This is a genomic window from Methylophaga thalassica, from assembly GCF_030159795.1.
Taxonomy (GTDB): Bacteria; Pseudomonadota; Gammaproteobacteria; order Nitrosococcales; family Methylophagaceae; genus Methylophaga; species Methylophaga thalassica.
This window is the reverse complement of sequence record NZ_BSND01000013.1, coordinates 384,872-409,677: the sequence shown is the minus strand read 5'-3', so window position 1 is coordinate 409,677 and position 24,806 is coordinate 384,872. Positions and strand designations below refer to the sequence as shown.

Here is a 24,806-nt window from a genome sequence, read left to right as displayed (position 1 = left end):
TACCTAAACCGGATTATCTATATCAATAAAATGATGAACGATATCAAACTGTTCTGCCAGCATTTCTCCGATGGCTTTCACCCCATATCGCTCTGTCGCGTGATGGCCGGCAGCCATGTAGTTAATGCCTAATTCACGTGCCATGTGTACAGTTGGTTCAGAAATCTCACCGCTAATGTACAAATCCAACCCAAGCTCAGCAGCATACAGTAGATACCCCTGAGCGGCGCCCGTGCACCAACCAACCGTGGTAATCGGTCGGTCATGCCCTTGTATCACTAAAGGATCGCGTTTTAATTTTTGCCGAACATGACTGCTGAATGCAGATAACGATAAGGGCTCCGGCAAACTACCACATAAGCCAATTGCCGGCTCTCCCATGCCAGAAATACGTCCATCGACTTCGATGCCTAACAACTCAGCCAATTGTGCATTATTGCCCAGCGTCGGATGCGCATCCAATGGCAGGTGATAGGCAATTAAATTAATATCATTCTCAAGCAACAGTCTTAATCTGCGCTGTTTCATGCCGATTATACGGGCATCCTCTCCCCGCCAGAAATAACCATGATGAACCAATATCGCATCGGCATTTAACTCAATCGCTTCTTCAAGCAAGGCTTCTGATGCTGTCACGCCAGTAACCAGCGTCGTAATCTCTTCCCGACCTTCAACCTGAAGACCATTGGGACAGTAATCATTAAAACGCTCAGGTTCCAAAACATGATTGATATAGGCGAGAAATTCAGTTCGGGTTATCATCAACTCAAATCCCTATGGCTTAAGTAAGTCATCACTATAACAAAATGGAGAGCAATCAATGGAAGCAGTCAATATTATTGCACTCAGTATGGGAGCAGCATGGGCTAGCGGGATCAATCTCTACGCGACCATATTTATGCTCGGCTATATGGGCATGACCGGCAATATTGTATTGCCTGATGAACTCCAGCTGCTGACCGATCCCATGGTGATGGCGGCAGCAGGCTTTATGTACTGTGTTGAATTTTTTGCTGATAAGATTCCGGGCGTCGATTCCGGCTGGGATACCATGCATACCTTCATCAGAATTCCAGCAGGGGCGATGTTAGCTGCAGGCGCGGTTGGCGATGTCAGCCCGGCAGTGGAACTAACCGCAGCGTTGTTAGGAGGTACACTGGCCGCTGGCAGCCATGCAACTAAGGCAGGCAGTCGCTTATTGATTAATACCTCTCCTGAGCCTGTTACAAACTGGGCAGCATCCATCAGCGAAGACTTATTAGTTATTGCTGGATTATGGACGGCGCTTCACCATCCGGTATTATTTTTGATTGCACTGGTGGTGTTTGTTGTTTTGATGATTTGGCTTTTACCAAGATTGTGGCGCTTATTGAAAGCGATTTTTCAGAAAGTTGGCGCATGGCTGGGACTAACAAAACCGACTGAGAGCAATCCTGTTGAGCCAATTCCAACTGAGACGACCCCACCGGTCAAGAAAATTGAACATGATCCGCACTAATCTTTTTTGCGATAAACCGTACTATGTGGTGTGCGAACAAGATCAAAGGCATCGGTATAACCACTGATCGTTTCTGATGCCCCCAGGAATAAATAGCCACCTTTATTTAACGATTGTGCCATCCGTTGCAGAATGTCTTTTTTTCGATCAGCAGAAAAATAAATCAGTACATTTCGGCAAAAAATAATATCGAATTTGCCTAATGTACCAAAGCTTTGCAGCAGGTTCTGAGGTCTGAAACTAACCCGTTGTTTAACCTCATCTATTACACGCCAACGATCACCCTGTTTAGTGAAAAATTGCTGACGACGCTGATCGGATAAGCCCCGGCCAACCGCCACATCTTCATATTCAGCTTTTTTAGCCTGCACCAGCATTGAGCTTGAAATATCTGTTGCGATAATCTGACTGGAAGCGATTCTGTTAGATGGGAATTTACGACAGTACTCACTTAACATCATGCTGATAGTGTATGGTTCCTGACCGGATGAACATGCCGCCGACCAGATTCTGAGTGAGCTACTACGCAGTTTGTCTAATTCTGGAAAAATGACCTGACCTAATGTTTCAAATGGCTGAACATCACGAAACCACGAGGTTTCGTTAGTAGTCATCGCATCAATAACGGCATCACGCAGATGATGAGGCTGTCCTCGCTCAACAGCCGAAATTAAATTCGACAGACTAGCGATATTTTCATCACGGAGCAGTCGTGTCAGCCTGCTAACAATGAGATATTGCTTGCCATCCCCGAGAAGAATGCCGCAGGCATCTTCCAAGAAACGCTTAAAGCGTTGGTAATCAATATCCGTTATTTCTTGCGTCTGCATAGTGTCCCAGGGTTAAGTATCAAAGGAATATATAGCATATCGGACAATATACTTAAACATTTACCCCTACATCCGATAAAGTGACAAATAGTTTAGGAAAGATAAATTAATCAAATGAAAACATGTCTTATCACAGGTTGCTCAAGTGGCATTGGTTTATGTGCTGCAATCACATTACATCAGCGTGGTTATAAAGTCGTCGCCACCGTCCGTAATGACAGCGATAAAACATCACTTGAGCAACATGGTATTTACACCATCATCATGGATTTGGCGAATGAAAACAGCGTTAGCACAGGTTTTCAGCAAGCATTAATCTATCTCAATAATCAATTAGACGGACTGTTTAATAATGCCGCTTTTGGACAGCCTGGTGCTGTTGAAGACTTATCGCGAACGGCCTTAAAAGAACAGTTTGAAACGAATGTATTTGGTACACAACAGCTTACTAACCTCGCTATCACACATATGCGGCGACAAGGTTATGGACGCATTATTTATAACAGCTCGGTATTGGGACTAGTTGCTTTGGCTTACCGTGGTGCATACAACGCCAGTAAATTCGCTATAGAAGGCTTGGCCGATACGCTAAGGATAGAGCTTCATGGCACGAATATCGATGTCAGTTTGATTGAACCTGGCCCGATAACCAGCCGGTTTCGTGATAACGCCTATGCGAAGTATCTTCAGCATATTGATAAAACAAACAGTGCCCATCAAGAAACCTATCAAGCGATGGAAGCCAGGCTCAAGAAAAAAGGCCCAGCAGCGCCTTTTACTCTACCTGCAGATGCCGTTGTTAAAAAATGTATCCATGCACTAGAGGCAAAAAAACCCAAAAGGCGTTACTACGTCACTTTTCCTACTTATCTTTTTGCATATAGTAAGAGACTGCTACCGGCTGCTGTATTAGACTGGTTGTGCCGAAAGGTTTCAGATAGCTAGCCTGAAAGGATGCGCATGATGAATAAGCTGTCACTATGAGAGATACCACACATTCAAACACGGTTATCATCACCAGAAACCGCATTCTGGCAGGCAGTGTTTTATCCGCTGTTATCACTGTTAGCGCATTCTTTTTGATACCTTATCTTTTCCCGACTGTCTCACATATCAAATGGATTGCAGCGACAATAAGCTCTGTTTGTTATTTATTCCTTATCCTATTTCTATCACGTCACCTGATTCGTTCTATTCAATCGAGCTTCGATGACATAGGTCAACTCACCCTCTCCGTTCCTTTGGTTGCCAGTAAAAAATTTATTGAGGCCCGCGAACAATGCGAGTCTGTTAATGAAAATAATTCAGACCATGCCATTGTCAATCTGAAACAAGAGCTATGTAATCTGGCAACGATGCTCGAGGCTCTGGAAGACAAAGTTTCTCAGCGCAATAAAGCTGTTTTTAGAGCACATCAAGCACTAAAGAACGAACGCGACTTCATCACTCAACTTGTTGATACGGCACAGATGATCGTAATGACATCCGATGATAAGCAGGTAATTCACTTGTTCAACCATTATGGTGAGCAGTTAACGGGGTTTAGTCGTGAAGAAGTGGAAGGATCGGATGTGGCTCGCTTCTTCCCTCCTGGTCACTGGTCTGAAACCAATAATATTTTGAAAGAACTATTAATTGGTAATATTCAGATCGCCCAGCAAGAAGCCGAACTTGTTGATAAAGCAGGTAGCTTAAAACAAATTTCCTGGTTTCATTCGCGCGTAGAAAGGAATAACGAAGAAACCATGATCCTCTCAGTAGGACTGGATAACACTCAAACTCGAGCAGCAGAAAAACGTATCGTGTGGATGGCTGAACATGATCCTCTAACCGATTTATGTAATAGAAGAAAATTTACTGAAGAGTTTGAAAAATCATTGCAAACGGCGATTCGTTATCAGCACAACAGCACACTTTTGTTATTGGATCTCGACCGCTTTAAGGATATTAATGATACCAGCGGTCACCGAGCTGGTGACGAAGCGCTCAAGCTAGTTGCAAAAGCACTCAATAGAATCACCCGTTTTACTGACTTTGTTGCACGTTTAAGTGGTGATGAGTTCGCCGTCATCATGCCAGAAAGTGACGAGGCCGGTGCGATTACACTCTCGGAAAAGATACTGGCTGAGCTTTCAACCATTCATCTGAACTATGCATCTGTGCGTCATACAATCTCCGCCAGCATCGGTATCGTCAATTATCCTCTACAAGATGCCACAACCAACGAGCTGATGGGGTTTGCGGATTTAGCGATGTATCGGGCTAAAGCTAACGGCAAAGGTCGTTATCATATTTTTTCGCTCGATGATCAAAGCCGTGAACAGCTACAAAAAAGGGTTTACTGGAAACAGAAAATCGAAGAAGCCTTGGAGAATCATCTATTTGTTTTATATTTCCAACCCATTCTTAACCTGAGTAATAATGAAATCCAGCACTATGAAGTGTTGGTCAGAATGCGAAATCCTGAAACCCAGGAAATCACCTTACCAGGTAAGTTTATCGAGATTGCTGAAGAAGTTGGACTGATACAAAGTATCGATCATTACGTACTGCACCACAGCATAAAAAAATTAGGTGAATTGCAGAAACAAGGCTCAAAAGTGGAGTTTGCTATCAACCTGTCCGGCGCGGTTGTTGATACACCCGTTTTATTGCCATACCTTAAAAAATTAATTAAGCGCTTTGATGTCGATCCTAGTGCCTTGATTTTCGAGGTTACTGAAACTGTTGCGGTTGCCAATCTGTATCAGGCAAAACTGATGATGACAGCAATAAAAGCGCTGGGCTGTCGTTTTTCATTGGATGATTTTGGTGTTGGTTTTGCTTCATTCAACTATATGCGTGAATTACCCATCGACATTATCAAGATTGATGGTATTTTCATCAAAAATCTGGATATCAATGCGGATGATCAGCTGTTTGTTAAGGCACTGATAGATGTCGCCAAAGGCTTAGGACGTAAGACCATTGCTGAATTTGTCGAAAACGAAGCCATTCTGACTATCCTGCAGAACTACGGCGTCGACTTTGCACAAGGTTTTTATATCGGCAAACCTCAACAAGACTTGTTATCTGGAACACATTAAACGGCATCATGACTGGATGTCTTCCTGCACCATCCAGGATCAAAACATTCAATATGGTGCAAAAACGTATCACCCTCTCTCCAAAAAAACCAATAACTCATTGATAAATAATTAATTTTAAAATTGGCATAATAAATGCCAATTTAGTCTTATCTTTTTATCATCGTGATTGTGTGGAGAAATAGCGGTTATGTCTTATATAAGCCCAGGTGAGTTTGTAAAAACAATGGTAGATGCGGGTGAGTCAAAATTATTTATGGCCACCCGTGACGTATTAATACGTTCATTTATGGCTGGCGCCATTTTAGCTATTGCTGTGGCTCTTGCGGTTACGGCTGCCGTCCAAACCGGTATTCCCATTGTCGGCGCCTTAATCTTTCCCGTCGGGTTTTGTATTCTCAATTTATTGGGCTTTGATTTATTAACCGGTGTATTTGCTCTGGTGCCTCTGGCCTTATTTGATAAACGGCCAGGGGCAACATTCAATGGCTTACTAAAAAACTGGGGACTGGTTGCTTTGGGTAATTTACTAGGCGCTTTAACAACAGCAGTGTTGATCGGCATTGCCTGGACTTTTGCATTTACCACGGAGCCCGGTGCGGCTGGACAAGCCATTGCCAAAGCAGCTGAAGCCAGAACCCTCGGCTTTGCTGAACATGGAGCCGCAGGTTGGTTAACGGTATTTGTTAAAGGCATTTTATGTAACTGGATGGTATCTGTCGGTGTGGTCGGTGCCATGCTGTCAAAAGATGTGATCGGTAAAGTTATCGCGATGTGGATGCCCATTCTTATCTTCTTTGGTCTGGTGTTTGAGCATGCTGTCGTGAATATGTATTTATTCCCACTTGGCATGATGATGGGTGCTCCTATCACCATTGCTGACTGGTTAATCTGGAATGAAATCCCCGTTATTTTAGGCAATTTAGTTGGCGGTCTGCTGTTAACGGGCATGGTGCTCTATGCCACCCATCTAAAACCAGGCCCAACCCGTAGCCGTGTGATTAAGCCCGATAACAAAGTGACGGCAAATTAACCTTCATCTACTGAAAATGAATTAATTCCAAAAACGCGAGGAACATAATGAATAAGCTGGAAATGACACAAGCCATTATGGTGGCGAAAGAAAATAAGCAGTTACAGTGGGAAAAGATTGCCGAAGTCATCGGCATGTCTACAGTCTGGACCACCTCAGCTTGTCTGGGAATGAATAGCATGCCAGCAGAAAAAGCACGTGCTTTATGCGAACTTCTGGAGTTACCAGCAGAAGTCAAAACAGCTCTTGAGGCCTACCCAATCAAAAATTGGGATGAGAGTGTGCCTAAAGATCCGTTGATTTATCGTCTTTATGAAATTGTTGGGGTATATGGCCCCACCCTGAAAGAAGTCATTCAGGAAAAGTTTGGTGATGGCATTATGAGTGCCATTGATTTTAATATGTCTGTAGAACGAGAACACGACCCCAAAGGTGATCGTGTTGTCGTGACAATGAATGGTAAATTTTTACCCTACAAAGCCTGGTAGATTACCCCTTGGTGAAGGGAGATAAACTACGGTTTTCTCCCTTCTTTTTTTGCCCAGGTTTTAGTGAAGTTTGAGCTCTTTGAACACCAGCTTATCCGCTTCAACTTCAATGTTGACAGTATCACCAGCAGAAAACTTACCTGACAATAAATCCTGCGCCAGTGGATTTTCAATCTCATGCTGAATCACCCGTTTCAGCGGTCTTGCCCCATACACAGGGTCAAAGCCTTCCGAGGCAATCAAGTCCAATGCCTCCTCGGATAACATCAGTTTCATATCTCGCTCTGCTAATCTTGCTCGCAGATGTGATAACTGAATCTCGGCAATCGCACGGATTTGTGCTTGTTGTAATGGGTGGAACACCACCACATCATCCACACGGTTAATAAACTCCGGACGAAAATGCTGTGACACAATCTCCATCACCGCGGCTTTCATCGCGTCATAATTTTCTTCACCCGCCATTTCCTGAATAACACTCGACCCCAGGTTCGAAGTCATCACAATCACCGTATTACGGAAATCCACAGTGCGACCTTGTCCATCCGTCAAACGGCCATCATCCAGTACCTGAAGCAGAATATTAAAGACATCCGGATGGGCTTTTTCCACTTCGTCTAATAAGATCACTGAATAAGGTTTGCGTCTGACGGCTTCTGTCAGATAACCACCTTCCTCATAACCCACATAACCAGGCGGTGCGCCTACCAGACGTGCAACCGAGTGTTTTTCCATAAATTCCGACATATCAATACGAATCATCGCATCCTGAGTATCAAACAAGAAGTTAGCCAGAGATTTACATAACTCCGTTTTACCGACCCCGGTTGGCCCTAAAAACAAGAATGATCCATTAGGACGGTGAGGATCAGACAAGCCTGCCCGGCTTCGACGAATCGCATTAGCGACTGAACTGACTGCTTCATCCTGACCAATCACGGTTTCGTGTAAGGCATCGTCCATTTTCAGCAGTTTGTCACGCTCACCTTCCAGCATTTTTGATACAGGAATACCTGTCCATTTAGAGACAACTTCAGCAATTTCTTCTTCACCGACTTTATTACGCAGTAGAGTGAATTCCTGCATTTCGGCTTCTGTGGCCAGTTTCAACTGTTTTTCCAACTCTGGAATACGTCCATACTGTAGTTTGGCCATTTTTTCATAATCGGCACTACGATTGGCAGCATCCAGTTCCAGACGCGCTTTTTCCAGCTCTTCTTTCACGTGCTGACTGCCATGTAACGACGCTTTCTCAGACTTCCAGACTTCTTCCAGATCGGTATATTCTCTGGCCAGTTTTTTCATCTCAGTTTCGAGCGTTTCAAGCCGTTTTTTGGAAGCATCATCACTTTGTTTTTTCAGTGCCATGCGTTCAATTTTTAATTGAATCAAACGACGCTCAAGCCGATCCAGTACCTCTGGCTTGGAGTCAATTTCCATACGAATACGACTCGCTGCTTCATCGATAAGATCAATCGCTTTATCAGGCAGTTTTCTGTCTGTGATGTAACGGTTAGACAACGTCGCTGCGGCAACAATCGCCGGATCCGTAATATCCACCCCATGATGCACTTCATAACGCTCTGCCAGACCACGTAAGATCGCAATCGTCGATTCCACCGTAGGCTCGCCGACAATCACTTTTTGGAAACGACGTTCCAGCGCCGCATCTTTTTCTACATATTGGCGATACTCATTTAACGTTGTGGCACCGATACAATGAAGCTCACCGCGTGCCAGCGCAGGTTTGAGCATATTACCGGCATCCATTGCACCTTCAGCCTTACCGGCACCGACCATGGTATGAATTTCATCGATAAACAGAATGATCTGACCTTCTTGTTTCGATAGATCATTCAAAACCGCCTTCAAGCGTTCTTCAAACTCACCACGGAATTTGGCACCGGCAATCAACGAGCCCATGTCCAATGCTAAAACCCGTTTGTTTTTCATACCATCCGGTACTTCGCCATTGACGATACGCTGTGCCAATCCTTCAACAATCGCGGTTTTACCCACCCCGGGTTCACCGATAAGGACAGGATTATTTTTGGTACGACGCTGCAAGACCTGAATAGTGCGACGAATTTCATCATCACGACCAATCACCGGGTCTAATTTGCCCGCTTCAGCTCTTGCCGTTAGATCAATCGTGTATTTTTCCAGAGCCTGACGTTGCTCTTCTGCGTTTGGATCGGTCACTCGCTCCCCTCCACGAATTTTATCAATAGCGGTATTAATCGCTGTTTTGTTACCGCCATGTTTGCGAAGTAATTCACCATGTTGGTTTTTATCTTCAGCCAGCGCCAATACAAACAGTTCACTGGAAATATATTGATCCTGACGTTGCTGTGCCAGCTTATCCGTTTGATTCAATAATCGGCTTAAATCTTGTGAAACATGGATATCACCATTACCACCTTCAACCTGTGCCAGTCGCGATAACTGCTGTTCTAAATCAGCTTGATAAGCCGCAACATTAACACCACTCTGAGCCAGAATAGGTTTCACACTGCCATTTTGTTGTTGCAGTAAAGCCAGCATTAAATGCACGGGTTCGATGAACTGATGCTCTTGCCCCACAGCCATACTTTGGGCAGCCGCGAGCGCTTCCTGGAATTTACTGGTTAATTTATCTATTTGCATACGAGGTATTTCCCCTGAAAAAGTAAGTTAATAGAGAAATGGGGGAAGCCTCGATAAAAATCAAGAGAGCTAATGCGGATGTTTTTGCAACGTTTCGATATAGCTTGTTAATTCAGCTTTAAGCACATCGATTTCCTGCAAAGGTGATAAAGGTTTGCCAACACGGATCTGAACATGGCTGGGAACAAAGGGCGCGAGTAACACCTGTCCTTGCGCTGTAATCCCATCCAATCGCACCGGATAAATTGGCGTTTTTGTCCATATTGCCAAGCGAATGACACCTGCTTTTATTGGTCTTGGTGGGTCGGTATCTAAATGAATTTTGCCATGCGGAAATAAGGCGATGATTTCTCCCTGCTCCAAAGCGCGTCTCGCTGCACGAAGTGCTTGTTCTGCCCGGCCTTGGCGATCAACAGGAATACAACCAGCGGCTTTGAAAATCCAGTGAAGTACAGGCCGATGATATTCTTCAGCCGCAATTAAAAACCGTAATGGCCGGCGACTAGCCGCAATTAATAATAGGGGATCGAGGCCAGAAACATGATTAGCAGCAACAATCGCGGGACCGTGTTCTGGCAAGGGTAAAATCAGGCCGGGATGGCGATGTAACACTTTACAAAGAATACGGGTAAGACCATCCAGCCAATTCACATAAATACCACCCCAGTCAGCGCGTGACTGAGATAGACAGATAGCAAAAAAGATCAATAAGAGAATAAGCGTTAGCCACATCTGCTTAACTCTCGAATGGGGTTGTATCTCCCATACCATGTCGGGTGACTTCAGGTAAGTCATCGACAAATTCAACCACGGTGGTTGGCTCGGCACCGCAGGCACCGCCATCAATAATTAAATCCACTTGTTTACCAATGGCATCGACAATATCTTCGGCATCCGTCATGGGCATATCATCGCCCGGCAAAATCAGGGTTGAGCTCATGAGCGGTTCATTCAGTTCTTCCAGCAGTGCCAACGCAATTGTGTGTTCCGGAATACGTAAACCAATGGTTTTACGTTTGGGGTGCTGTAACTTGCGAGGCACTTCTTTGGTCGCCGGTAAAACAAAGGTATATGGTCCTGGCGTATAGGCTTTTAATAAACGAAACACCGCATTATTGAATTTCGCATAGGTCGAGAGTTCTGATAAATCACGACACACCAAGGTGAAGTTATGATCGGCATCTAACTGACGGATTCGACGCAGACGTTCCATTGCATCGTTATCACCAATCTGACAGCCCAATGCATAGCCTGAATCCGTTGGATACACAATCAGCCCACCACGCCGAATAATTTCGCAAGCCTGTTTGATCAGTCTTACCTGAGGGTTGTCTGGATGTATTTGAAAAAACTGGCTCATATAAAATCACACTTCTAAAGATTGAGGGCTCAATTCACCCATGTCGACCAGATGGGTGTCACATTTGGCGGCAACGCCGTCATTTTACCTAGTTCAGTATAGCTATTATCCGGGCTATGGAAGTCTGAACCTGCTGAAGCTAACAAATCAAATTCAGTTGCCAACCTTGCCATTGTTCTGACTTCCTCTGGATGCTGCGCACCAGAGGCAACCTCGATTCCGGAACCACCCAATGCTTTGAATTCTGCCACCAGTTTCCGGCGTTTTGTTGCGGTCATTTTGTAACGTGCCGGATGAGCAATAACGGCCTGCCCGCCCGCGCCGATAATCCAGTTGACGGTATCTTCAAGGCTAGCCCAATGACCCGTGACATAACCCGGTTTATTACGAACCAGAAAACGCTTAAAGACATCTTTCATATCTTTTGCGTAGCCCTTTTCGACTAAAAAGCGGGCAAAATGCACCCGGCCAAGCATCGTTTCAGAGGCATACTGGCTCGCGCCTTCATAAGCACCAGGAATGCCTGCTTTATCTAAGCGGGTCGCAATATCTATCGCACGCTGACGGCGATAATCTCGTAATGCTGATAAACCTTGTTGCAAAACTTCATTATCGATATCGATCTGCAGTCCCACGATATGCACTGTGGCACCATGCCAGCTGACGGAAATTTCCACGCCGGGAATCAAAACCACATCCTGCAACTGAGCCTCTGCCATCGCCTGTCTTATGCCCTCTGTTCCATCATGGTCGGTCAACGCAAGGTGCGTGACGCCCTGTTGTTTAGCGCGAGCCACTAAGGTTTCGGGCGACAGCGAGCCATCAGAGGCAGTGGAATGGGTATGTAAGTCAAACTGAGTCATAAGTCCTATTTTACGATAGAATGCAGTCATCCTGCTTGAAGTGAAAAAACGAAATGAAATTATTCTTCGATTTCCTCCCCATCGTATTATTTTTTGTGGCTTATAAGTTTGGCGGCGGAGACTACACATTTAATGGTGTTACCTACCAATTAGAAGGCATTTATGTCGCCACAGCAGTCATGATTGTGGTGAGCTTATTACAGGTGTGTATTACCTGGTTGCTGTTCAGAAAAGTGGAACGTGCGCATTTAATTACCCTGGCCTTAGTTTTGGTATTGGGTGGGCTGACATTGTGGTTACACAATCCAGATTTTATTAAGTGGAAACCGACAGCGGTCAACTGGTTATTCGCATTAGTCTTTATTGGCGCTTATCTGTTCACGGATAAATCCCTTTTAGAACGAATGATGGCGGATCATATTCAACTCCCTCCCAAAATATGGACTCGTTTAAATCTGGCTTGGGTCGCATTTTTTGTCTTATCCGGCTTGGTTAACCTTTATGTCGCTTTCAATTTTGATGAAGCCACCTGGGTCAACTTCAAATTATTCGGCATGCTGGGGCTGACCGTTGTTTTTGTTGTGGCGCAGTCAATTTACCTGGCAAAACATGCTGTAGAAGTGAAAAAATAGGAATTGTGAAACTATGTTATACGCCATTATCAGCGAAGATCATCCAGACAGTCTGAGCAAACGTCTTGCTGCCAGACCTGCTCATTTAGAACGTCTTCAGGCTTTACAGGATCAAGGGCGTTTAGTTCTGGCAGGTCCTCATCCTGCTGTTGACAGTGAAACACCCGGCGATGCTGGCTTTAGCGGCAGTCTGGTCGTGGCTGAGTTTGATAGTCTGGAACAAGCACAAATATGGGCGTCAGATGATCCCTATATTGATGCCGAGGTCTACGCTAAAGTCACCGTTAAACCCTTTAAAAAAGTCTTACCATGAGCACCATTGACGAAATTAAAAATGCACTGCAAGCACTCTCCCCTGAAGTCATTGAAATTGAGGATGACAGTGATAAACACGCAGGGCATGCCGGCAACACGGGTGGTGGTCACTATAACCTGCTGATTGTCAGTGACGCTTTTACTGGCTTATCCCTCATCAAGCGTCATCGCCTCGTTTTTGAACACGTGGATACACTGATGAAGTCAAAAATTCATGCCTTAAGCATTCAGGCAAAAACCCCTGCCGAATACCAGCCTCAGTAATACTGTCATGGCTGAAAGTGCTGATCTCAAGCAAAAAAACCAAGCCTTTTTGCAAGGATTAGAGAAACAGCGTCTAAATAAAGACTGTCTGCGAATCATTGATTTAAGAGGTAAAGTCAGCGGTGAGTGTCAGGCATACGAGTTTGGTGGCCGTCGCCACTATCTTGATGACAGAGCTTATCTGCTGGTTAAACAGCTGATGAATCGCACTCAGGGGCGCTACACAGTAGCTGTCTACGAAGCTGTATTGAAGACCATCAAACAACTAGAGCAAACAAATACACTCGAAGAATCAGTAGAAACGAATAAACCAACCATTCAACGTCTGATATTGGATGAAAATTTCTCCCGCACAGAACAACGACTCAACTTCAGTACGCCGGTCAAACTTCGTATCGCCGATGTTTTATACAGCGGCCACACCGTCAATATCTCCTTAACGGCGATACGGGTCACGTTAAAACGCAGTTACACATTGCACAAGGGTGACTCAGTCAGTGTTGAGTTCAGTGAACTATCAGAAAAACACCGACTGTCATTCCTCTCTGCTCAGCGCTACATCATATTAAAGCTGGAGCACGATGAAGCCTATTCAACACTGATCCTGACCCAGGAAAATACCGACACTGAATTCACTCAGTGGATGTCTGGGTTCATTGAGCAGCAAGCCAAGCAACGGCATATTGATACCGAGTATGAGGTACTCAATTTACAGAAAGCCTTTTATCGGCGCCTTTGGGTCAATCACCTTGCGTACCCGGTATTATGGCAAGTACAACATGCTGACTACCCGGATTATCAGGCTATTTTTTGCGGTGTCGAATCAGAATGGCAGACGCAACAATGGCAAACCAGCCTGAGCATGCTGATTGAAAGTCTGCCAGCACCGGAGCAAAAACAACAAGAAAAACTACTGATTTTGATGGGTAAAAAACAGGTATGTTTCTCGCCATTAAAATCAGAAAAGCAAGTCATTGCGTTACTCCACAGTGCCGCAATCAATCATCAACAGCTGTTTCTGATGCTCAGAAGTCCGATCCAGATTGACGAAATCTTGTCTACGACCTCAATAAGTGCTTTAAAAGAAGAGATGCCAGGCTATGCTCAACAGTTAGCCAATAATCTGAATCGCCCACAATACGCCATTCGTTTGATTGATTTACAACAATCACTTACACCGTATATTGCTGATGCGCAAAAAGGAATCGTAGCTCAACCCGAATGCTATGACATTCCTATATGGGAATTAAATGACTTACCGACACCTTATGCGTTGAGTCATATCATTAAACGTCAGGTTCAGCGCTATCAAATTCGCACCCCAGTTGTCATTCATATCAATGAACAACAATGGGAAACCACCAGCATTGATGTTTCAAGTCATGGTTTATCTGTCACATTGCCACTCAGTATTGAGGTAAGTCTGGATAAAGTGGTTTATGTGGACTTTCCTCGTTGGCAAAGCCAGACTAAAAAAGTCAGTTTGCAACGCATCCCGTATCAACTTAAGAATAAGAAACGTTGGAAAAATCGTTATCAACTCGGCTTTGAACGTATTCATGAACACTGCTCATCGAGTCAGGACCAGTTTTTTAACCACGTTATTGCCAGCAACCAGCAACAATTGAAGCAAAATCAGGATGATCTCCTTCAAGGCCATGAAAGTCGCTTGTTCATACCTTCCCTTCTCGACACAGCAGAATCGATTCCTTTATTTTTAGGTGCTGATGAATCAGGCCAAAGACGCATCTATATCGTTGGCTGCACTGAACTCAACAATGCGCATCAGCAATCGGATAACTTTTGGTTATCGATGGAAGTTCACCTGGCAGAACTTCATGAGCAAGTTAAAAACTTTCAAGCAAAAGAGGGAGAATCGCTCAATACAGCGCTATATGGATTCAGAAATAGCCAGGATCAATGGCAATGGATGTTTGATCACCAATTTATTGCACAACACGATAAAGATCGGTTTCTACAGCGGGCACTCACCGCTAAGCAATTTTATGCCTTTCAATGTTATATCAGCCCAATCAGTCGTCGGGAAGCCGACAAACAAACTGATCTGTTACCACAACTGAATCAACAGCGTAGTAAACAAGCCCATCGTATAAAACATATTCGCCAGCAGCTCAGTGAATTATTCGCTATCGCTGAACTGACTGACATTACACCGTTAATTCAGCTAGTGTATGCAAACTCATCTGCTTCGGAGCACATCCCATAAATAATCAGGGCTAAGCGCAGCAACAGAATCACAGCCCAGTTGTGCCATAGTCATTTCTAACTCGGCACGATACAAATGTATCAGATGAGCCACACCCAGGCTGCCTGCAACCGCAAGCGCATATAATTGCGGGCGTCCCAATAATACGGCATCAGCGCCTAATGCCAGTGCTTTAGCAATATCATTACCAGAGCGAATACCACTGTCGACAATCAGTGGCATTGCATCGTTACCTAATGCCTTTTTAATGTCTGGCAAAACACTTAGGGGGGAGACCGCATCCACCAATACCCGACTGCCATGATTTGAGATCACCACCGCATCAGCGCCTTTTTGTTGAGCCGTTAAAACATCAATCGGGGCTAAAAGTCCCTTAACGATCACAGGCAGTGAGGTCTGTTGTTTTATCCAATCCAGTGTTGCCCAATCGGTTTCTTGTTGGGCCAGGCTGGATTGAAACACAATGTGTTTATCCAGCACATGACTGGTGTATTTTTCCTGAGAATCTGACACTAAATTAACAGCAGTCACGCCCTCAGGTAATTGAAATTCTGAACGCTTGTATTGGGCATCCACTGTCCAGACGATAGCTTGATAGCCCGCCTTAACGGCGCGTTCAATCAGTTGTTTGTTTTGCTCAATATCCGCTTGCCAATACAGTTGAAACCATAACGGGGCAGCTTCAATCTGCATTTCTGCTGCAGTGGCATAAAACGTCTCAGCAATATCTTCCAATCGTCTGCTGGCTAAAGAGCTGACTACCAAGCCTGTTTGTAATGCTGCTGCAGCTTGCGCCATCGCCAACTCGCCCTGCGGATGCACTAAACCATGATAAGCAATAGGTGCAAGCAACATCGGATAGGCATGTAACTGACCTAATAAATGACTTTCAGCACTGCCCTGATGAATAGGCTGTAATCGATGAGGCAACCATTGCCAGCGTTCAAATGCCTGGCGGTTTATTTGGTCCTGACCGGGTTTATCTGCACCTTCCTGAATATAAGCCCAAATATCATCGGCAATAAAGTCTTTTGCCAGGATTTCATAATCAACCGCACGTCTGATACTGGCCGGAATAGCCGATAACGCGGCTTGCAGAATATGCTTGGTTTGCTCAGCCATAGGGGATTGTTCCATTCAGCTTTATGTCTGTGACCAGTGACGTAACAGATTGTGATAAAGATGCGTTAACGAGGCGATCGACTCACTTTCAGGATGATCCATGATCAAAGTCTGGATGCTTTGATCAAGCTCGTACAACATCTGTCTCTGTTCACTGCTTGCCACTAAACTTTGCGACCAGAAAAAAGCGGCCAGGCGGATACCTTCGGTGACAGGTTCAACACGGTGCAAACTATTTGCCGGATAGACAATAGCATCCCCTGCTGCGAGCTTAACGCGCTCCTCTCCATAGCTATGCTGAATAACCAGCTCACCGCCTTCATATTGCTCAGGCTCACTGAAGAAGACTGTGGTAGACACATCACTGCGTAATTTAATACTTGAATTAGGCAGTGTTAATAAAGCGTTATCAACATGATTGCCATAGGCGCCGCCGCTTTCGTACCGATTAAACAAGGGCGGTAATACTTTCGCTGGTAACACGGCAGACATAAACTGAGGATGAGCCCCCAAGCGGTCAAGAATCAGATCGCCAATCTGCTGAGCAACCTGACTGTCTCGACTTAACTGCAAATTAGTTTTCACATTGATGGCGACATGCCCCGCCGTCTGTCGCCCATCATTCCATGCCTCTTGCATCAGCACCTGCCGACATTTTTCAGCTTCCTCTGAACTCAACAGACCTTTAATAGGAATAAGCATAATAAGTGACACCCTTATAGCAAAAAAGCTTTGCCATCATGATGATGGCAAAGCTATAGAGAGTATAACTAAATGTGGCGTTTAGAAATCGAGTTTCAAGGTTGCCACCGCAGAACGACCCGCTGCGATCGTTGCATAATGTGTCGTATAAGAAGAGGAGTAATACTCTTTATCAAGCAGGTTATACACATTTAATTGTGCTTCCAGCTTTTCACTGATGGCATAGTTCACCATGCCATCAAAACGTGTGTACCCCGGCACAGCTCTGGTAATCAGCGCATCACCATTAAAGGTGTAGCCACCGACCATTTCACTTTGCGTAATCATGCCAATGCCAGACGTCAGCTTAGGCGTGACTTCATAGCTCGTCCATAAAGTGAAGCTATGGCGCGGCGTATTAGGAAACGCTTTACCCGTTCCGGCAGCGGGCACACCGCCACTCAAACCCAGATCTTTTTGTTCACTATCCATATAGGTATAACCGGCAAACACATCCCATTTAGGTGTTAATTGCCCTGTCGCAGACAGCTCCAGACCATTGACCACTTTTTCTCCGCCCATTTCAGCCAGTGAAGCATCGTTTGGATCCTGAATTCGAACATTTGTGACTTCATTACGGAATACTGCAGCACCAAGCGATAAACGATCATCTGCAAAATTCCATTTGGTACCTAATTCGTAAGCACGGGTCTTTTCTGGTTTGAGTTGATCCGCATTAGTAGGTGCTCGTCTCCCGTTAGGGTCAATAGAACCTGCTTCACGACCTTGGCCGAGAAAAGAATTACCAGGGGTGCTTGATGTTGAGTAGTTAGCGTAGATACTGCCGCTCTCTACTGGCTTGAAGACGATGCCTAGTTGATAGTTCCATAAATTATCAATACGCGACACGGTAGCGGCTGAAGCCCCGGTATAAGTCGAGTCATAATGGTCAAAACGCACACCACCATTTAGCAACCACTGAGGAGATAATTCCATAGTATCAAACACATAGGCAGAGGCCGTTTTTGTTCTGTATTTAGCCGGCTCTGGCAAGGTATAGTCAAATAACCACGGATCATTCGGTGAAGGATTGCTTAGGCTTGTACACAGAAAAGCATCAATGGCATCTTGACCACAATTAACATAGGCGTTGTTAAAGGTAACGGCCATACGTTGTACCTCAGATTTTTCATGAGATAACTCTATCCCTGTGGTGTAGCTATGTTGAATGAAACTCGTGTCAAATTTTCCGCTCAGCTCAGTCGCATTTTGTACGGTTTCTGTTTTACTAAAGTTAGCATTACCACGACGCCAGACTAAACCATCAGCCACATTGCCTTGACTGTCATCTGGCAGTGTCCAGAGGTAGTCTTGTTTGGACTTCGCAAAACGGAATGTATTCTTGATGGTGGTGTCAGAGTTTAAATCATGCTCCACAATACCGGTGAGCTGATCGGTGGTTTCATCACGAAAGTCACGGTGCGTCATTCCATACCAATTGTTTCTGTCTCCGCCGGTGGTTGGATGCAACGTCACAGATCCTGAAGTAGGTAAGGTGGCAGGCAAGTTATAAGGTACGCCGCCATCAGGAATGTCATTTGTTTCTAGGTGATACCAGGCCAGTGTCATTCGTGTCGGTGTGTCCAAACCCAGCGTCACAGAAGGTGCAATACCCCAGCGTTTATTCTCTGGTCCTTCTCTGCCAGGAATATCTTCTTTTAACCCCATCGCATTTAAACGAAACGCCACACCATTATCAAAAAACTGGTTCACATCAATAGTGCTGCGGAAATGGTTATCTGTGCCTAAACCAATTTCAGCATGCTTAAAGTTTTCGGCTTTTGGAAGCTTGGTCGCAATATTGATACTCCCACCAGCACCTGCACGGCCGTTGAATGCTGAATCAGCACCTTTTATCACTTCCACTTGTTCTACGTTAAACATTTCACGTGAACCAGCTGCAATGTCACGTAAACCGTCAACCGAAATACTATTCTGACTATCAATGCCACGAATAAAGGGTCTGTCACCTAAGGGATTACCTCCCTCACCAGCGCCAAAAGTAATGCCTGGCACAGTTCGTAATGCCTCTTCAAGCGTAGTCACCCCTTTCTCACTAATAACGGCTTTTGGAATAACGTTGACCGTTTTTGGTGTATCCAACAACGGAGCGGTGAATTTATTTGAGGATGAATATTCGGTATTGAACTGGTTCTCTTTCTCACCCACAACGCTAATACTATCCAGATCAATTTCGTTATCAGTAACACTATTATCAGCCATAACAACCGGTGACAGCGGGAGTGATAATAAAAAAGCGGTGATCGTAGGATGAACCGATTTATTTAATACAGGACGTCGTGAGGGGAATTTATTTTTCATATTGCTCGTATTTAGTAAAGATAAACCAAACGCGTTGTCACGCCAGAAGGAACGAAACTTTACCTTTAACTAAATCTAAATGCAACACATTCTCAATTAGATTTAAAATCTTTTCCTGTTATTAGCAAATAACAGCAGCTCTTTTACACATGATGTTTATTGACAACAGTTAGCTTTAAGCTAGACAAACACCCGTCGTTGTTTAACATTAGAACTGCATATTAGCTGCGTTAAATTATCAGTGATACGGAATTGGGCCTCAATCTCTATTGAGAGCTTGCAATTCCATTTAAGAGGCAGCTATCATCATTTTTTCGAGCAACACTGAACCACAACGGGTATTGCCTCGTATATCCACATCACTGCCTACGTCCACAATCCCCATAAACATGTCTTGCAAGTTACTGGCGATGGTAAATTCATCAACCGGATATTGGATTTGACCGTTCTCAACCCAAAACCCCGCTGCGCCTTGTGAATAGTCACCATTCACAATATTAACGCCCATGCCCATGGTTTCCGTGACGATAATGCCCTTATCCATCTGCTTTATCAGCGCAGCTAAATCAGCGTCAGTACTGCTATCAATAGTTAAATTATGCACACCACCCGCATTTCCGGTTGTTTGCATGCCTAAGCGTCGGGCAGCATAACTGTCGAGCACATAGCCTTGCAGTACACCATCCAATATGATGTCACGGTTTTGTGTCGCCACGCCTTCACCATCAAAACTGGCACTGCCTAATGCTTTAAGAATATGCGGTTGCTCATGCACATGAATAAATTCAGGAAAAATTTGCTCGCCTTTTTTGTCCAGCAAAAAAGAAGCTTTACGGTATAAAGCACCACCACGGATAGCAGAGATTAACTGGCCAAATAAAGAAGGGGCCATTTGCGCAGTAAAAATCACCGGATAACTTCCGGTTTTCACTTCACCGGCACCTAATCTTGATAACGTCCGTTCAGCGGCCTTTAAACCAATCGACTCGGCACTAGCCAGATCGTTAGCATCGCGTTTAATGTCATACCAATAATCACGCTGCATGCCTCGCTCATCTTGAGCAATCAGTGTGGCAGACAGACTATGACGACTGCTTTGTGTTGCTCCGATAAAACCATGACTGTTTGCATACACACGTTGTCCACTATGACTGGAGACAGTGGCGCCTTCTGAGTTTGAAATCCGACTATCGCGATCAAGACCGGCCTGTTCACACAATGTCGCTAAATCAATGGCTTTATCCACGTCAATTGGCCAGGGGTGATAAAGCGATAATTCCGGAAACGCTGTGGCCATTAAATTTGCATCGGCAAGCCCTGCCGCTTCATCTGCCTGAGTATGTTTAGCAATATTACAAGCCGCTTTGACTGCTTCAGCAATAGCGGCTTCACTTAAGTCAGATGTGCTGGATGAGGCTTTGCTGTGTCCGAAATACACCGTGATGCCCAAACCGGTATCGTTATTGTGCTCCAGCGTTTCGACTTCACGTTGGCGGACCGTGACCGATAATCCTTCACTATGGCTGATGCCCACTTCAGCAGCACTGGCCCCCTGCTTTTTGGCTTCAGTTAATGCCATATCAGCGGCACGTTCTAATTCAACGGTGTTTGTCATTTGACTCATCTGTGTTCAAATCCTCGACTTATTTGTCTTTCTCAATGGTTTGAGATGCCTTATCGGCTTATATTCTGTGGTGGCTATCGGAGCAAACCGGGCAGCTTGGATCTGGCCTGAGTTTTATTTCTCGCCAACTCATGGAAAGCCCATCCAGCAGTAATAAACGCCCCGTTAAAGGTGTCCCAATTTTTGCCAGCAGTTTTAATGTTTCCGCGGCCTGCGTTCCGCCAATCATCGCGAGCATGGGGGCAAACACACCACTCTCAGAGCAGGTTTCCTGTAATTCGCCTTTGTCTTCATACAAGCAGCGGTAGCACGGTGAATCAGCCTGTCGTGGATCATAGACTGTCACTTGTCCGTCAAAACGAATCGCTGCTCCTGATACCAGGGGAATCTTATTTTCCCTGCTGACTTCGTTTAAGAAAAAACGCGTCTCAAAATTATCGGTACAGTCTACGATCACATCGACATCTCTAGATGCCGCCAGCATAGCTGGTTTATCCAGACGTTTATCGATCATATCAATCCTGATATCAGGATTTAAGGCATGTAATTGTTCTGCCGCCGATTCAACTTTTTTTCGACCGATGTTTTGATGGGTGTGAACAATCTGTCTTTGCAGATTAGCTAATTCCACCACATCATCATCAACTAAGGTTAAATGACCCACACCAGAGCCCGCTAAATACATGGAAACAGGCGCGCCTAGCCCACCTAAACCAATGATCATCACATGGCCGTCCAGCAGACGCTGCTGCCCTTCAATATCCATTTGCGACAATAAAATATGGCGACTGTAGCGTAATAATTGTTCGTCATTCATCAGTGATTAGACTCAATAGCGTATTGCAGCATTATAACGTGAGTTGGCCCATCACGGCCCGGTCGTTTCCGCCAAAATCCTGGTGTGCTGAAATATGAGAAAAGCCCGCGGCGGAAAAAAGCTGTTGCACAGCCACAGACTGATCATAACCATGTTCCACCAGCAACCAGCCATTTGGACGCAAACAGTTTGCCGCCTGCTGGGTAATAAGCCGTATATCGTCCAACCCGTCCGGGCCAGAAATGAGCGCAGAAAGAGGTTCAAATCGCACATCACCTTGCTGCAAATGCGGATCATCCGCTTCGATATAGGGTGGATTTGATATCACCATATCAAATTGATTTTGCTGACAGGCCGTCAGCCAGAAAGCCTGCATAAAATGCACGTTATCTAATTTGTGTTTACGTGCATTTGCCTGAGCTAATTGCACTGCAGGCAGATGAAAGTCCGTGGCAAACATGGTGATATCCGGCCGCTCATCTGCGATGGATAAAGCAATGGCCCCGCTACCCGTGCCCAGATCAATAATTTTCATGCCGGCTTCTACTTTCGCCAAGGCCAGTGCGACTAATAATTCAGTATCCGGGCGAGGAATCAGTGTTGAATCATTTACGTCAAGCTCCAACGACCAGAACCCTCGCGAGCCCGTGATGTGAGCTATCGGTTCACCGTTCTTTCGGCGTTCAATAAATTGTTTAAATTGTTGCCATTGGCTTTCTGTGAGATCGCTTTCGGCATCCAGTAATAATCGTGTTGGAGAACAGTCCAGAAGATGACACAGAAGATACTGTATATCGATATCTGGACTGATTGAACTGCTTAAACAGGCACGGCCATAGGCCTGAGCTTCACGTATAGAGGGCAGCATTAAATAAACACAAACACCAACGCTAATATTGCTATAACGCCGATTCCGATACTGATATTACGCTGCATGGTCAGTTGTGCATGAAGCTGAGCCCATTGTTCTTGATGACTGTTATCAAACTCCTGCTTCATCGCCGTCACTTGATTGCGGATAAGCGGTAGGATTTTTTCATTGACTAAGCGTTCCAGACTTTTTGCGACCAATGGATTTAAATCATGCTTAAGCTGCCTTAACACCGACTCACGCACGATATTTTGTTGTTTATCCAACCATTTCCCAGCATGCTGCTCCAGAGCCCGATCGATACTCGAACTCAAATCCATATCTTTAAGCGCCTGTTGTAAAACCGGTTCAGCCGTTATCGTAACCAGCTCATTCAATTGCACTGACAGTGATTGTTTCAGATCAGAAAACTGTTGTTGCGTCAGCTCTTTCACCAACTGAGTAATCTCAGCTGCCCCTAATTGGGATTCCGTTGTAGTCTTTTCCGGCAGTTGGATTTGTTGCAAACGCATATCAAGATCGTTCATCAACTCAGCTTTAAGCGAAGTCACTATGGCCTCAATATCAAGCTGTTGTGGTTCGACTCCTGAAGGGCTCATCTCCGGTAAGTCGATTGTTCTGAGCTCAATCTCGTCCAATATGGCGGCCACCTTATCTGCCTCAGGTGGCTTACTCAACACAGCAGAGGCGCCGGCATCAAAGGCCTTTTTCTGATCGGCTTCGGTTTCATTACCGGTACAAATAACGACCGGAATTCGTCCCCATTGTGAATGCTGTTTTAGCTGAGCAGTGGCTGTGAGTCCATCCATTGCTGCCATCATCACATCCATAAAAATGAGATCAGGCAGTTTATCGGTAGTTTGCAGCCAGTGCATAGCTTCTTCAGCACTCCCCAGTTCAACACTGTTGAAGCTGTGATCACGTAATAACTTACTCAACGTCATTCTGGCAACGCGAGAATCATCCACCACCAATGCCGTAAATTTAGACATGTTTATCCTCTGATGTGATTAACCGACCCGAAACGCATCCATGCTAATCGACTCCACTTTTTTCCCCATCATAATGACTTCCCCCCGATAGCGCTGCTGCATATCGCTGGCAAATTCAAAAAAATAATAACGCTGTAACTGTATTCGTCCTTGACGGTTACGTTTAAAACGGATTTTACGCCAGAACACTGTATCATTTAAGAAGGCGACGCCGGAATTGGCACAATAAGATTCTGCGGCTATCGTGGCGCGTTCAGCCACGCCACGACTGTCCCACCAAAACCAGGCGAGGCTACCGAGAATAATCAGTAGTAAACCACTATCATTCATCCCAGATCACCCCATAATGTTTGTGCAACAGCTAAAGCTGCCACCGCAGCTGTTTCTGTGCGAAGAATACGAGGACCAAACTGTACTGCTTGATAGCCGGCGTTTTTTGCCATCTCAATTTCAGTATCTGACAAACCACCCTCTGGCCCAATTAACATGGTCAGGGACGCCGGTTTGCTCAATTCAGAAAATCCTTTGTGTGCCAAAGGATCCAACACTAAGTTCAACTCATCTTTATAGTCAGCAAGCACTGTTGAATAGGTTTGAACGGCCGTTAACTCGGGCAGGAAACTGCGTCCAGACTGCTCACAGGCACTGACCATAACGCCTGTCCAGTGATTAAAACGCTTATCAGCACGATCACCACTTAACTGCACATTACAACGTTCGGTAATCACCGGAACAATCTTTTTCACACCCAGTTCCACCGCTTTCTGAATGGCAAAATCCATGCGTTCACCACGAGAAATGCCTTGTAGCAGGGTAATGTCTAGTGGTGATTCTTTCTGCGTTTCTACAAGCTGACCAAGACAAACGCGTGACTGTCGTTTTTCAACAAGAGTTAATTCTGCCTCATACTCCATACCCTGCCCGTTAAACAAACGGATATTTGCTCCAGGTTTCAGACGTAGTACCTGAACAGCATGACGATGCACGTCATCAGGCAAGACAAATTCTGATTCAGAAGATGACAATATTTCAGTATAAAATCGGGGCATTCGCATGGTGTTGAAGTCAAAAAGCT

Annotated in this window: 24 protein-coding genes; 9 read left to right on the top strand and 15 right to left on the bottom strand. The window is 45.0% G+C overall.

Going from position 1 to position 24,806, the window contains the following annotated elements:
- Nucleotides 1–3: 3 nt before the first annotated feature.
- The gene (locus QQL60_RS14790; RefSeq protein ID WP_284723733.1) at nucleotides 4–762 is read right to left on the bottom strand and encodes a Nif3-like dinuclear metal center hexameric protein; all 759 of its coding nucleotides are present in this window, start codon (nucleotides 760–762) and stop codon (nucleotides 4–6) included.
- Between the two features lie 58 nt (nucleotides 763–820).
- Between QQL60_RS14790 and QQL60_RS14785 the strand changes: the two genes are divergently transcribed.
- Nucleotides 821–1,498, top strand: coding sequence for a DUF4126 domain-containing protein (locus QQL60_RS14785; RefSeq protein WP_273178926.1), 678 nt, complete (start codon nucleotides 821–823; stop codon nucleotides 1,496–1,498).
- Here the strand turns inward: QQL60_RS14785 and QQL60_RS14780 are convergent.
- Nucleotides 1,495–2,328, bottom strand: a complete 834-nt coding sequence (locus QQL60_RS14780) for a CheR family methyltransferase (protein ID WP_273178928.1) — start codon at nucleotides 2,326–2,328, stop codon at nucleotides 1,495–1,497. The genes QQL60_RS14785 and QQL60_RS14780 overlap by 4 nt on opposite strands.
- Nucleotides 2,329–2,442: 114 nt before the next feature.
- Between QQL60_RS14780 and QQL60_RS14775 the strand changes: the two genes are divergently transcribed.
- The 4 genes from QQL60_RS14775 (at nucleotide 2,443) to cynS (ending at nucleotide 6,935) form a co-directional block, all read left to right on the top strand.
- Nucleotides 2,443–3,273 (top strand): SDR family NAD(P)-dependent oxidoreductase, encoded by an 831-nt coding sequence (locus QQL60_RS14775; protein ID WP_273178930.1) that lies wholly within the window; start codon nucleotides 2,443–2,445, stop codon nucleotides 3,271–3,273.
- 35 nt (nucleotides 3,274–3,308) lie between these two features.
- Nucleotides 3,309–5,414, top strand: a complete 2,106-nt coding sequence (locus QQL60_RS14770) for a putative bifunctional diguanylate cyclase/phosphodiesterase (protein ID WP_284723732.1) — start codon at nucleotides 3,309–3,311, stop codon at nucleotides 5,412–5,414.
- Nucleotides 5,415–5,604: 190 nt separating this feature from the next.
- A complete protein-coding gene (locus tag QQL60_RS14765) occupies nucleotides 5,605–6,447 on the top strand; it encodes a formate/nitrite transporter family protein (protein WP_007144564.1) in 843 nt (280 codons plus the stop codon).
- 47 nt (nucleotides 6,448–6,494) lie between these two features.
- Complete coding sequence (gene cynS / locus QQL60_RS14760; RefSeq protein WP_007144563.1) at nucleotides 6,495–6,935, top strand: cyanase; 441 nt, start codon at nucleotides 6,495–6,497, stop codon at nucleotides 6,933–6,935.
- 60 nt (nucleotides 6,936–6,995) lie between these two features.
- Here the strand turns inward: cynS and clpB are convergent, their stop codons facing one another.
- The 4 genes from clpB to QQL60_RS14740 all read right to left on the bottom strand — a co-directional run bounded on the left by clpB (nucleotide 6,996) and on the right by QQL60_RS14740 (nucleotide 11,804).
- A complete protein-coding gene (clpB, locus tag QQL60_RS14755) occupies nucleotides 6,996–9,581 on the bottom strand; it encodes an ATP-dependent chaperone ClpB (RefSeq protein ID WP_284723731.1) in 2,586 nt (861 codons plus the stop codon).
- Between the two features lie 69 nt (nucleotides 9,582–9,650).
- The gene (locus QQL60_RS14750; protein WP_284723730.1) at nucleotides 9,651–10,313 is read right to left on the bottom strand and encodes a lysophospholipid acyltransferase family protein; all 663 of its coding nucleotides are present in this window, start codon (nucleotides 10,311–10,313) and stop codon (nucleotides 9,651–9,653) included.
- Between the two features lie 4 nt (nucleotides 10,314–10,317).
- Nucleotides 10,318–10,941, bottom strand: a complete 624-nt coding sequence (locus tag QQL60_RS14745; RefSeq protein WP_284723729.1) for an L-threonylcarbamoyladenylate synthase — start codon at nucleotides 10,939–10,941, stop codon at nucleotides 10,318–10,320.
- A 29-nt stretch (nucleotides 10,942–10,970) separates the two neighbouring features.
- A complete protein-coding gene (locus QQL60_RS14740; RefSeq protein ID WP_273178943.1) occupies nucleotides 10,971–11,804 on the bottom strand; it encodes a PHP domain-containing protein in 834 nt (277 codons plus the stop codon).
- Nucleotides 11,805–11,857: 53 nt separating this feature from the next.
- On the opposite strand from QQL60_RS14740, the gene QQL60_RS14735 reads away from it, so the two are divergent.
- From QQL60_RS14735 to QQL60_RS14720, 4 genes are read left to right on the top strand one after another with little or no spacing between them, the layout of a single operon-like run.
- Nucleotides 11,858–12,436 (top strand): septation protein A, encoded by a 579-nt coding sequence (locus tag QQL60_RS14735; protein WP_273178945.1) that lies wholly within the window; start codon nucleotides 11,858–11,860, stop codon nucleotides 12,434–12,436.
- A 13-nt stretch (nucleotides 12,437–12,449) separates the two neighbouring features.
- Nucleotides 12,450–12,749, top strand: coding sequence for a YciI family protein (locus QQL60_RS14730; RefSeq protein WP_273178947.1), 300 nt, complete (start codon nucleotides 12,450–12,452; stop codon nucleotides 12,747–12,749).
- Complete coding sequence (locus tag QQL60_RS14725) at nucleotides 12,746–13,015, top strand: BolA family protein (protein ID WP_284723728.1); 270 nt, start codon at nucleotides 12,746–12,748, stop codon at nucleotides 13,013–13,015. Before QQL60_RS14730 ends, QQL60_RS14725 begins: the two co-directional genes overlap by 4 nt.
- A gap of 7 nt (nucleotides 13,016–13,022) precedes the next feature.
- Nucleotides 13,023–15,242 carry a PilZ domain-containing protein gene (locus QQL60_RS14720; protein WP_284723727.1) on the top strand — a complete coding sequence of 740 codons (2,220 nt, stop codon included), beginning with the start codon at nucleotides 13,023–13,025 and terminating at the stop codon, nucleotides 15,240–15,242.
- On the opposite strand, the gene QQL60_RS14715 is transcribed toward QQL60_RS14720, so the two are convergent.
- From QQL60_RS14715 to QQL60_RS14675, 9 genes are all read right to left on the bottom strand, one after another.
- A complete protein-coding gene (locus QQL60_RS14715) occupies nucleotides 15,216–16,364 on the bottom strand; it encodes an alpha-hydroxy acid oxidase (protein WP_284723726.1) in 1,149 nt (382 codons plus the stop codon). The two genes, QQL60_RS14720 and QQL60_RS14715, sit on opposite strands and share 27 nt — an antisense overlap.
- Nucleotides 16,365–16,385: 21 nt before the next feature.
- Nucleotides 16,386–17,066: a Fe2+-dependent dioxygenase gene (locus QQL60_RS14710; RefSeq protein WP_273178955.1), complete on the bottom strand. Its 681-nt coding sequence runs from the start codon at nucleotides 17,064–17,066 to the stop codon at nucleotides 16,386–16,388.
- An 81-nt stretch (nucleotides 17,067–17,147) separates the two neighbouring features.
- Complete coding sequence (locus QQL60_RS14705) at nucleotides 17,148–19,427, bottom strand: TonB-dependent receptor (RefSeq protein ID WP_273178957.1); 2,280 nt, start codon at nucleotides 19,425–19,427, stop codon at nucleotides 17,148–17,150.
- 289 nt (nucleotides 19,428–19,716) lie between these two features.
- Nucleotides 19,717–21,051 (bottom strand): metalloprotease PmbA, encoded by a 1,335-nt coding sequence (gene pmbA, locus QQL60_RS14700; RefSeq protein WP_284723725.1) that lies wholly within the window; start codon nucleotides 21,049–21,051, stop codon nucleotides 19,717–19,719.
- 58 nt (nucleotides 21,052–21,109) lie between these two features.
- The gene (locus QQL60_RS14695; RefSeq protein WP_007144550.1) at nucleotides 21,110–21,868 is read right to left on the bottom strand and encodes a HesA/MoeB/ThiF family protein; all 759 of its coding nucleotides are present in this window, start codon (nucleotides 21,866–21,868) and stop codon (nucleotides 21,110–21,112) included.
- 31 nt (nucleotides 21,869–21,899) lie between these two features.
- The gene (gene prmC, locus QQL60_RS14690; RefSeq protein WP_273178960.1) at nucleotides 21,900–22,736 is read right to left on the bottom strand and encodes a peptide chain release factor N(5)-glutamine methyltransferase; all 837 of its coding nucleotides are present in this window, start codon (nucleotides 22,734–22,736) and stop codon (nucleotides 21,900–21,902) included.
- Nucleotides 22,736–23,731, bottom strand: coding sequence for a response regulator (locus QQL60_RS14685; RefSeq protein WP_273178962.1), 996 nt, complete (start codon nucleotides 23,729–23,731; stop codon nucleotides 22,736–22,738). Before QQL60_RS14685 ends, prmC begins: the two co-directional genes overlap by 1 nt.
- An 18-nt stretch (nucleotides 23,732–23,749) precedes the next feature.
- The gene (locus tag QQL60_RS14680; protein ID WP_284723724.1) at nucleotides 23,750–24,061 is read right to left on the bottom strand and encodes a DUF3301 domain-containing protein; all 312 of its coding nucleotides are present in this window, start codon (nucleotides 24,059–24,061) and stop codon (nucleotides 23,750–23,752) included.
- The gene (locus tag QQL60_RS14675; RefSeq protein ID WP_273178966.1) at nucleotides 24,058–24,780 is read right to left on the bottom strand and encodes a 16S rRNA (uracil(1498)-N(3))-methyltransferase; all 723 of its coding nucleotides are present in this window, start codon (nucleotides 24,778–24,780) and stop codon (nucleotides 24,058–24,060) included. The genes QQL60_RS14680 and QQL60_RS14675 overlap by 4 nt, the downstream gene beginning before the upstream one ends.
- Between the last annotated feature and the right edge of the window lie 26 nt (nucleotides 24,781–24,806).

Coding starts and splice junctions, on each gene's coding strand:
- QQL60_RS14790 (WP_284723733.1), bottom strand. CDS start 762: ATGATAACCCGAACTGAATTTCTCGCCTATATCAATCATGTTTTGGAA.
- QQL60_RS14785 (WP_273178926.1), top strand. CDS start 821: ATGGAAGCAGTCAATATTATTGCACTCAGTATGGGAGCAGCATGGGCT.
- QQL60_RS14780 (WP_273178928.1), bottom strand. CDS start 2,328: ATGCAGACGCAAGAAATAACGGATATTGATTACCAACGCTTTAAGCGT.
- QQL60_RS14775 (WP_273178930.1), top strand. CDS start 2,443: ATGAAAACATGTCTTATCACAGGTTGCTCAAGTGGCATTGGTTTATGT.
- QQL60_RS14770 (WP_284723732.1), top strand. CDS start 3,309: ATGAGAGATACCACACATTCAAACACGGTTATCATCACCAGAAACCGC.
- QQL60_RS14765 (WP_007144564.1), top strand. CDS start 5,605: ATGTCTTATATAAGCCCAGGTGAGTTTGTAAAAACAATGGTAGATGCG.
- cynS (WP_007144563.1), top strand. CDS start 6,495: ATGAATAAGCTGGAAATGACACAAGCCATTATGGTGGCGAAAGAAAAT.
- clpB (WP_284723731.1), bottom strand. CDS start 9,581: ATGCAAATAGATAAATTAACCAGTAAATTCCAGGAAGCGCTCGCGGCT.
- QQL60_RS14750 (WP_284723730.1), bottom strand. CDS start 10,313: ATGTGGCTAACGCTTATTCTCTTATTGATCTTTTTTGCTATCTGTCTA.
- QQL60_RS14745 (WP_284723729.1), bottom strand. CDS start 10,941: ATGAGCCAGTTTTTTCAAATACATCCAGACAACCCTCAGGTAAGACTG.
- QQL60_RS14740 (WP_273178943.1), bottom strand. CDS start 11,804: ATGACTCAGTTTGACTTACATACCCATTCCACTGCCTCTGATGGCTCG.
- QQL60_RS14735 (WP_273178945.1), top strand. CDS start 11,858: ATGAAATTATTCTTCGATTTCCTCCCCATCGTATTATTTTTTGTGGCT.
- QQL60_RS14730 (WP_273178947.1), top strand. CDS start 12,450: ATGTTATACGCCATTATCAGCGAAGATCATCCAGACAGTCTGAGCAAA.
- QQL60_RS14725 (WP_284723728.1), top strand. CDS start 12,746: ATGAGCACCATTGACGAAATTAAAAATGCACTGCAAGCACTCTCCCCT.
- QQL60_RS14720 (WP_284723727.1), top strand. CDS start 13,023: ATGGCTGAAAGTGCTGATCTCAAGCAAAAAAACCAAGCCTTTTTGCAA.
- QQL60_RS14715 (WP_284723726.1), bottom strand. CDS start 16,364: ATGGCTGAGCAAACCAAGCATATTCTGCAAGCCGCGTTATCGGCTATT.
- QQL60_RS14710 (WP_273178955.1), bottom strand. CDS start 17,066: ATGCTTATTCCTATTAAAGGTCTGTTGAGTTCAGAGGAAGCTGAAAAA.
- QQL60_RS14705 (WP_273178957.1), bottom strand. CDS start 19,427: ATGAAAAATAAATTCCCCTCACGACGTCCTGTATTAAATAAATCGGTT.
- pmbA (WP_284723725.1), bottom strand. CDS start 21,051: ATGAGTCAAATGACAAACACCGTTGAATTAGAACGTGCCGCTGATATG.
- QQL60_RS14695 (WP_007144550.1), bottom strand. CDS start 21,868: ATGAATGACGAACAATTATTACGCTACAGTCGCCATATTTTATTGTCG.
- prmC (WP_273178960.1), bottom strand. CDS start 22,736: ATGCTGCCCTCTATACGTGAAGCTCAGGCCTATGGCCGTGCCTGTTTA.
- QQL60_RS14685 (WP_273178962.1), bottom strand. CDS start 23,731: ATGTCTAAATTTACGGCATTGGTGGTGGATGATTCTCGCGTTGCCAGA.
- QQL60_RS14680 (WP_284723724.1), bottom strand. CDS start 24,061: ATGAATGATAGTGGTTTACTACTGATTATTCTCGGTAGCCTCGCCTGG.
- QQL60_RS14675 (WP_273178966.1), bottom strand. CDS start 24,780: ATGCCCCGATTTTATACTGAAATATTGTCATCTTCTGAATCAGAATTT.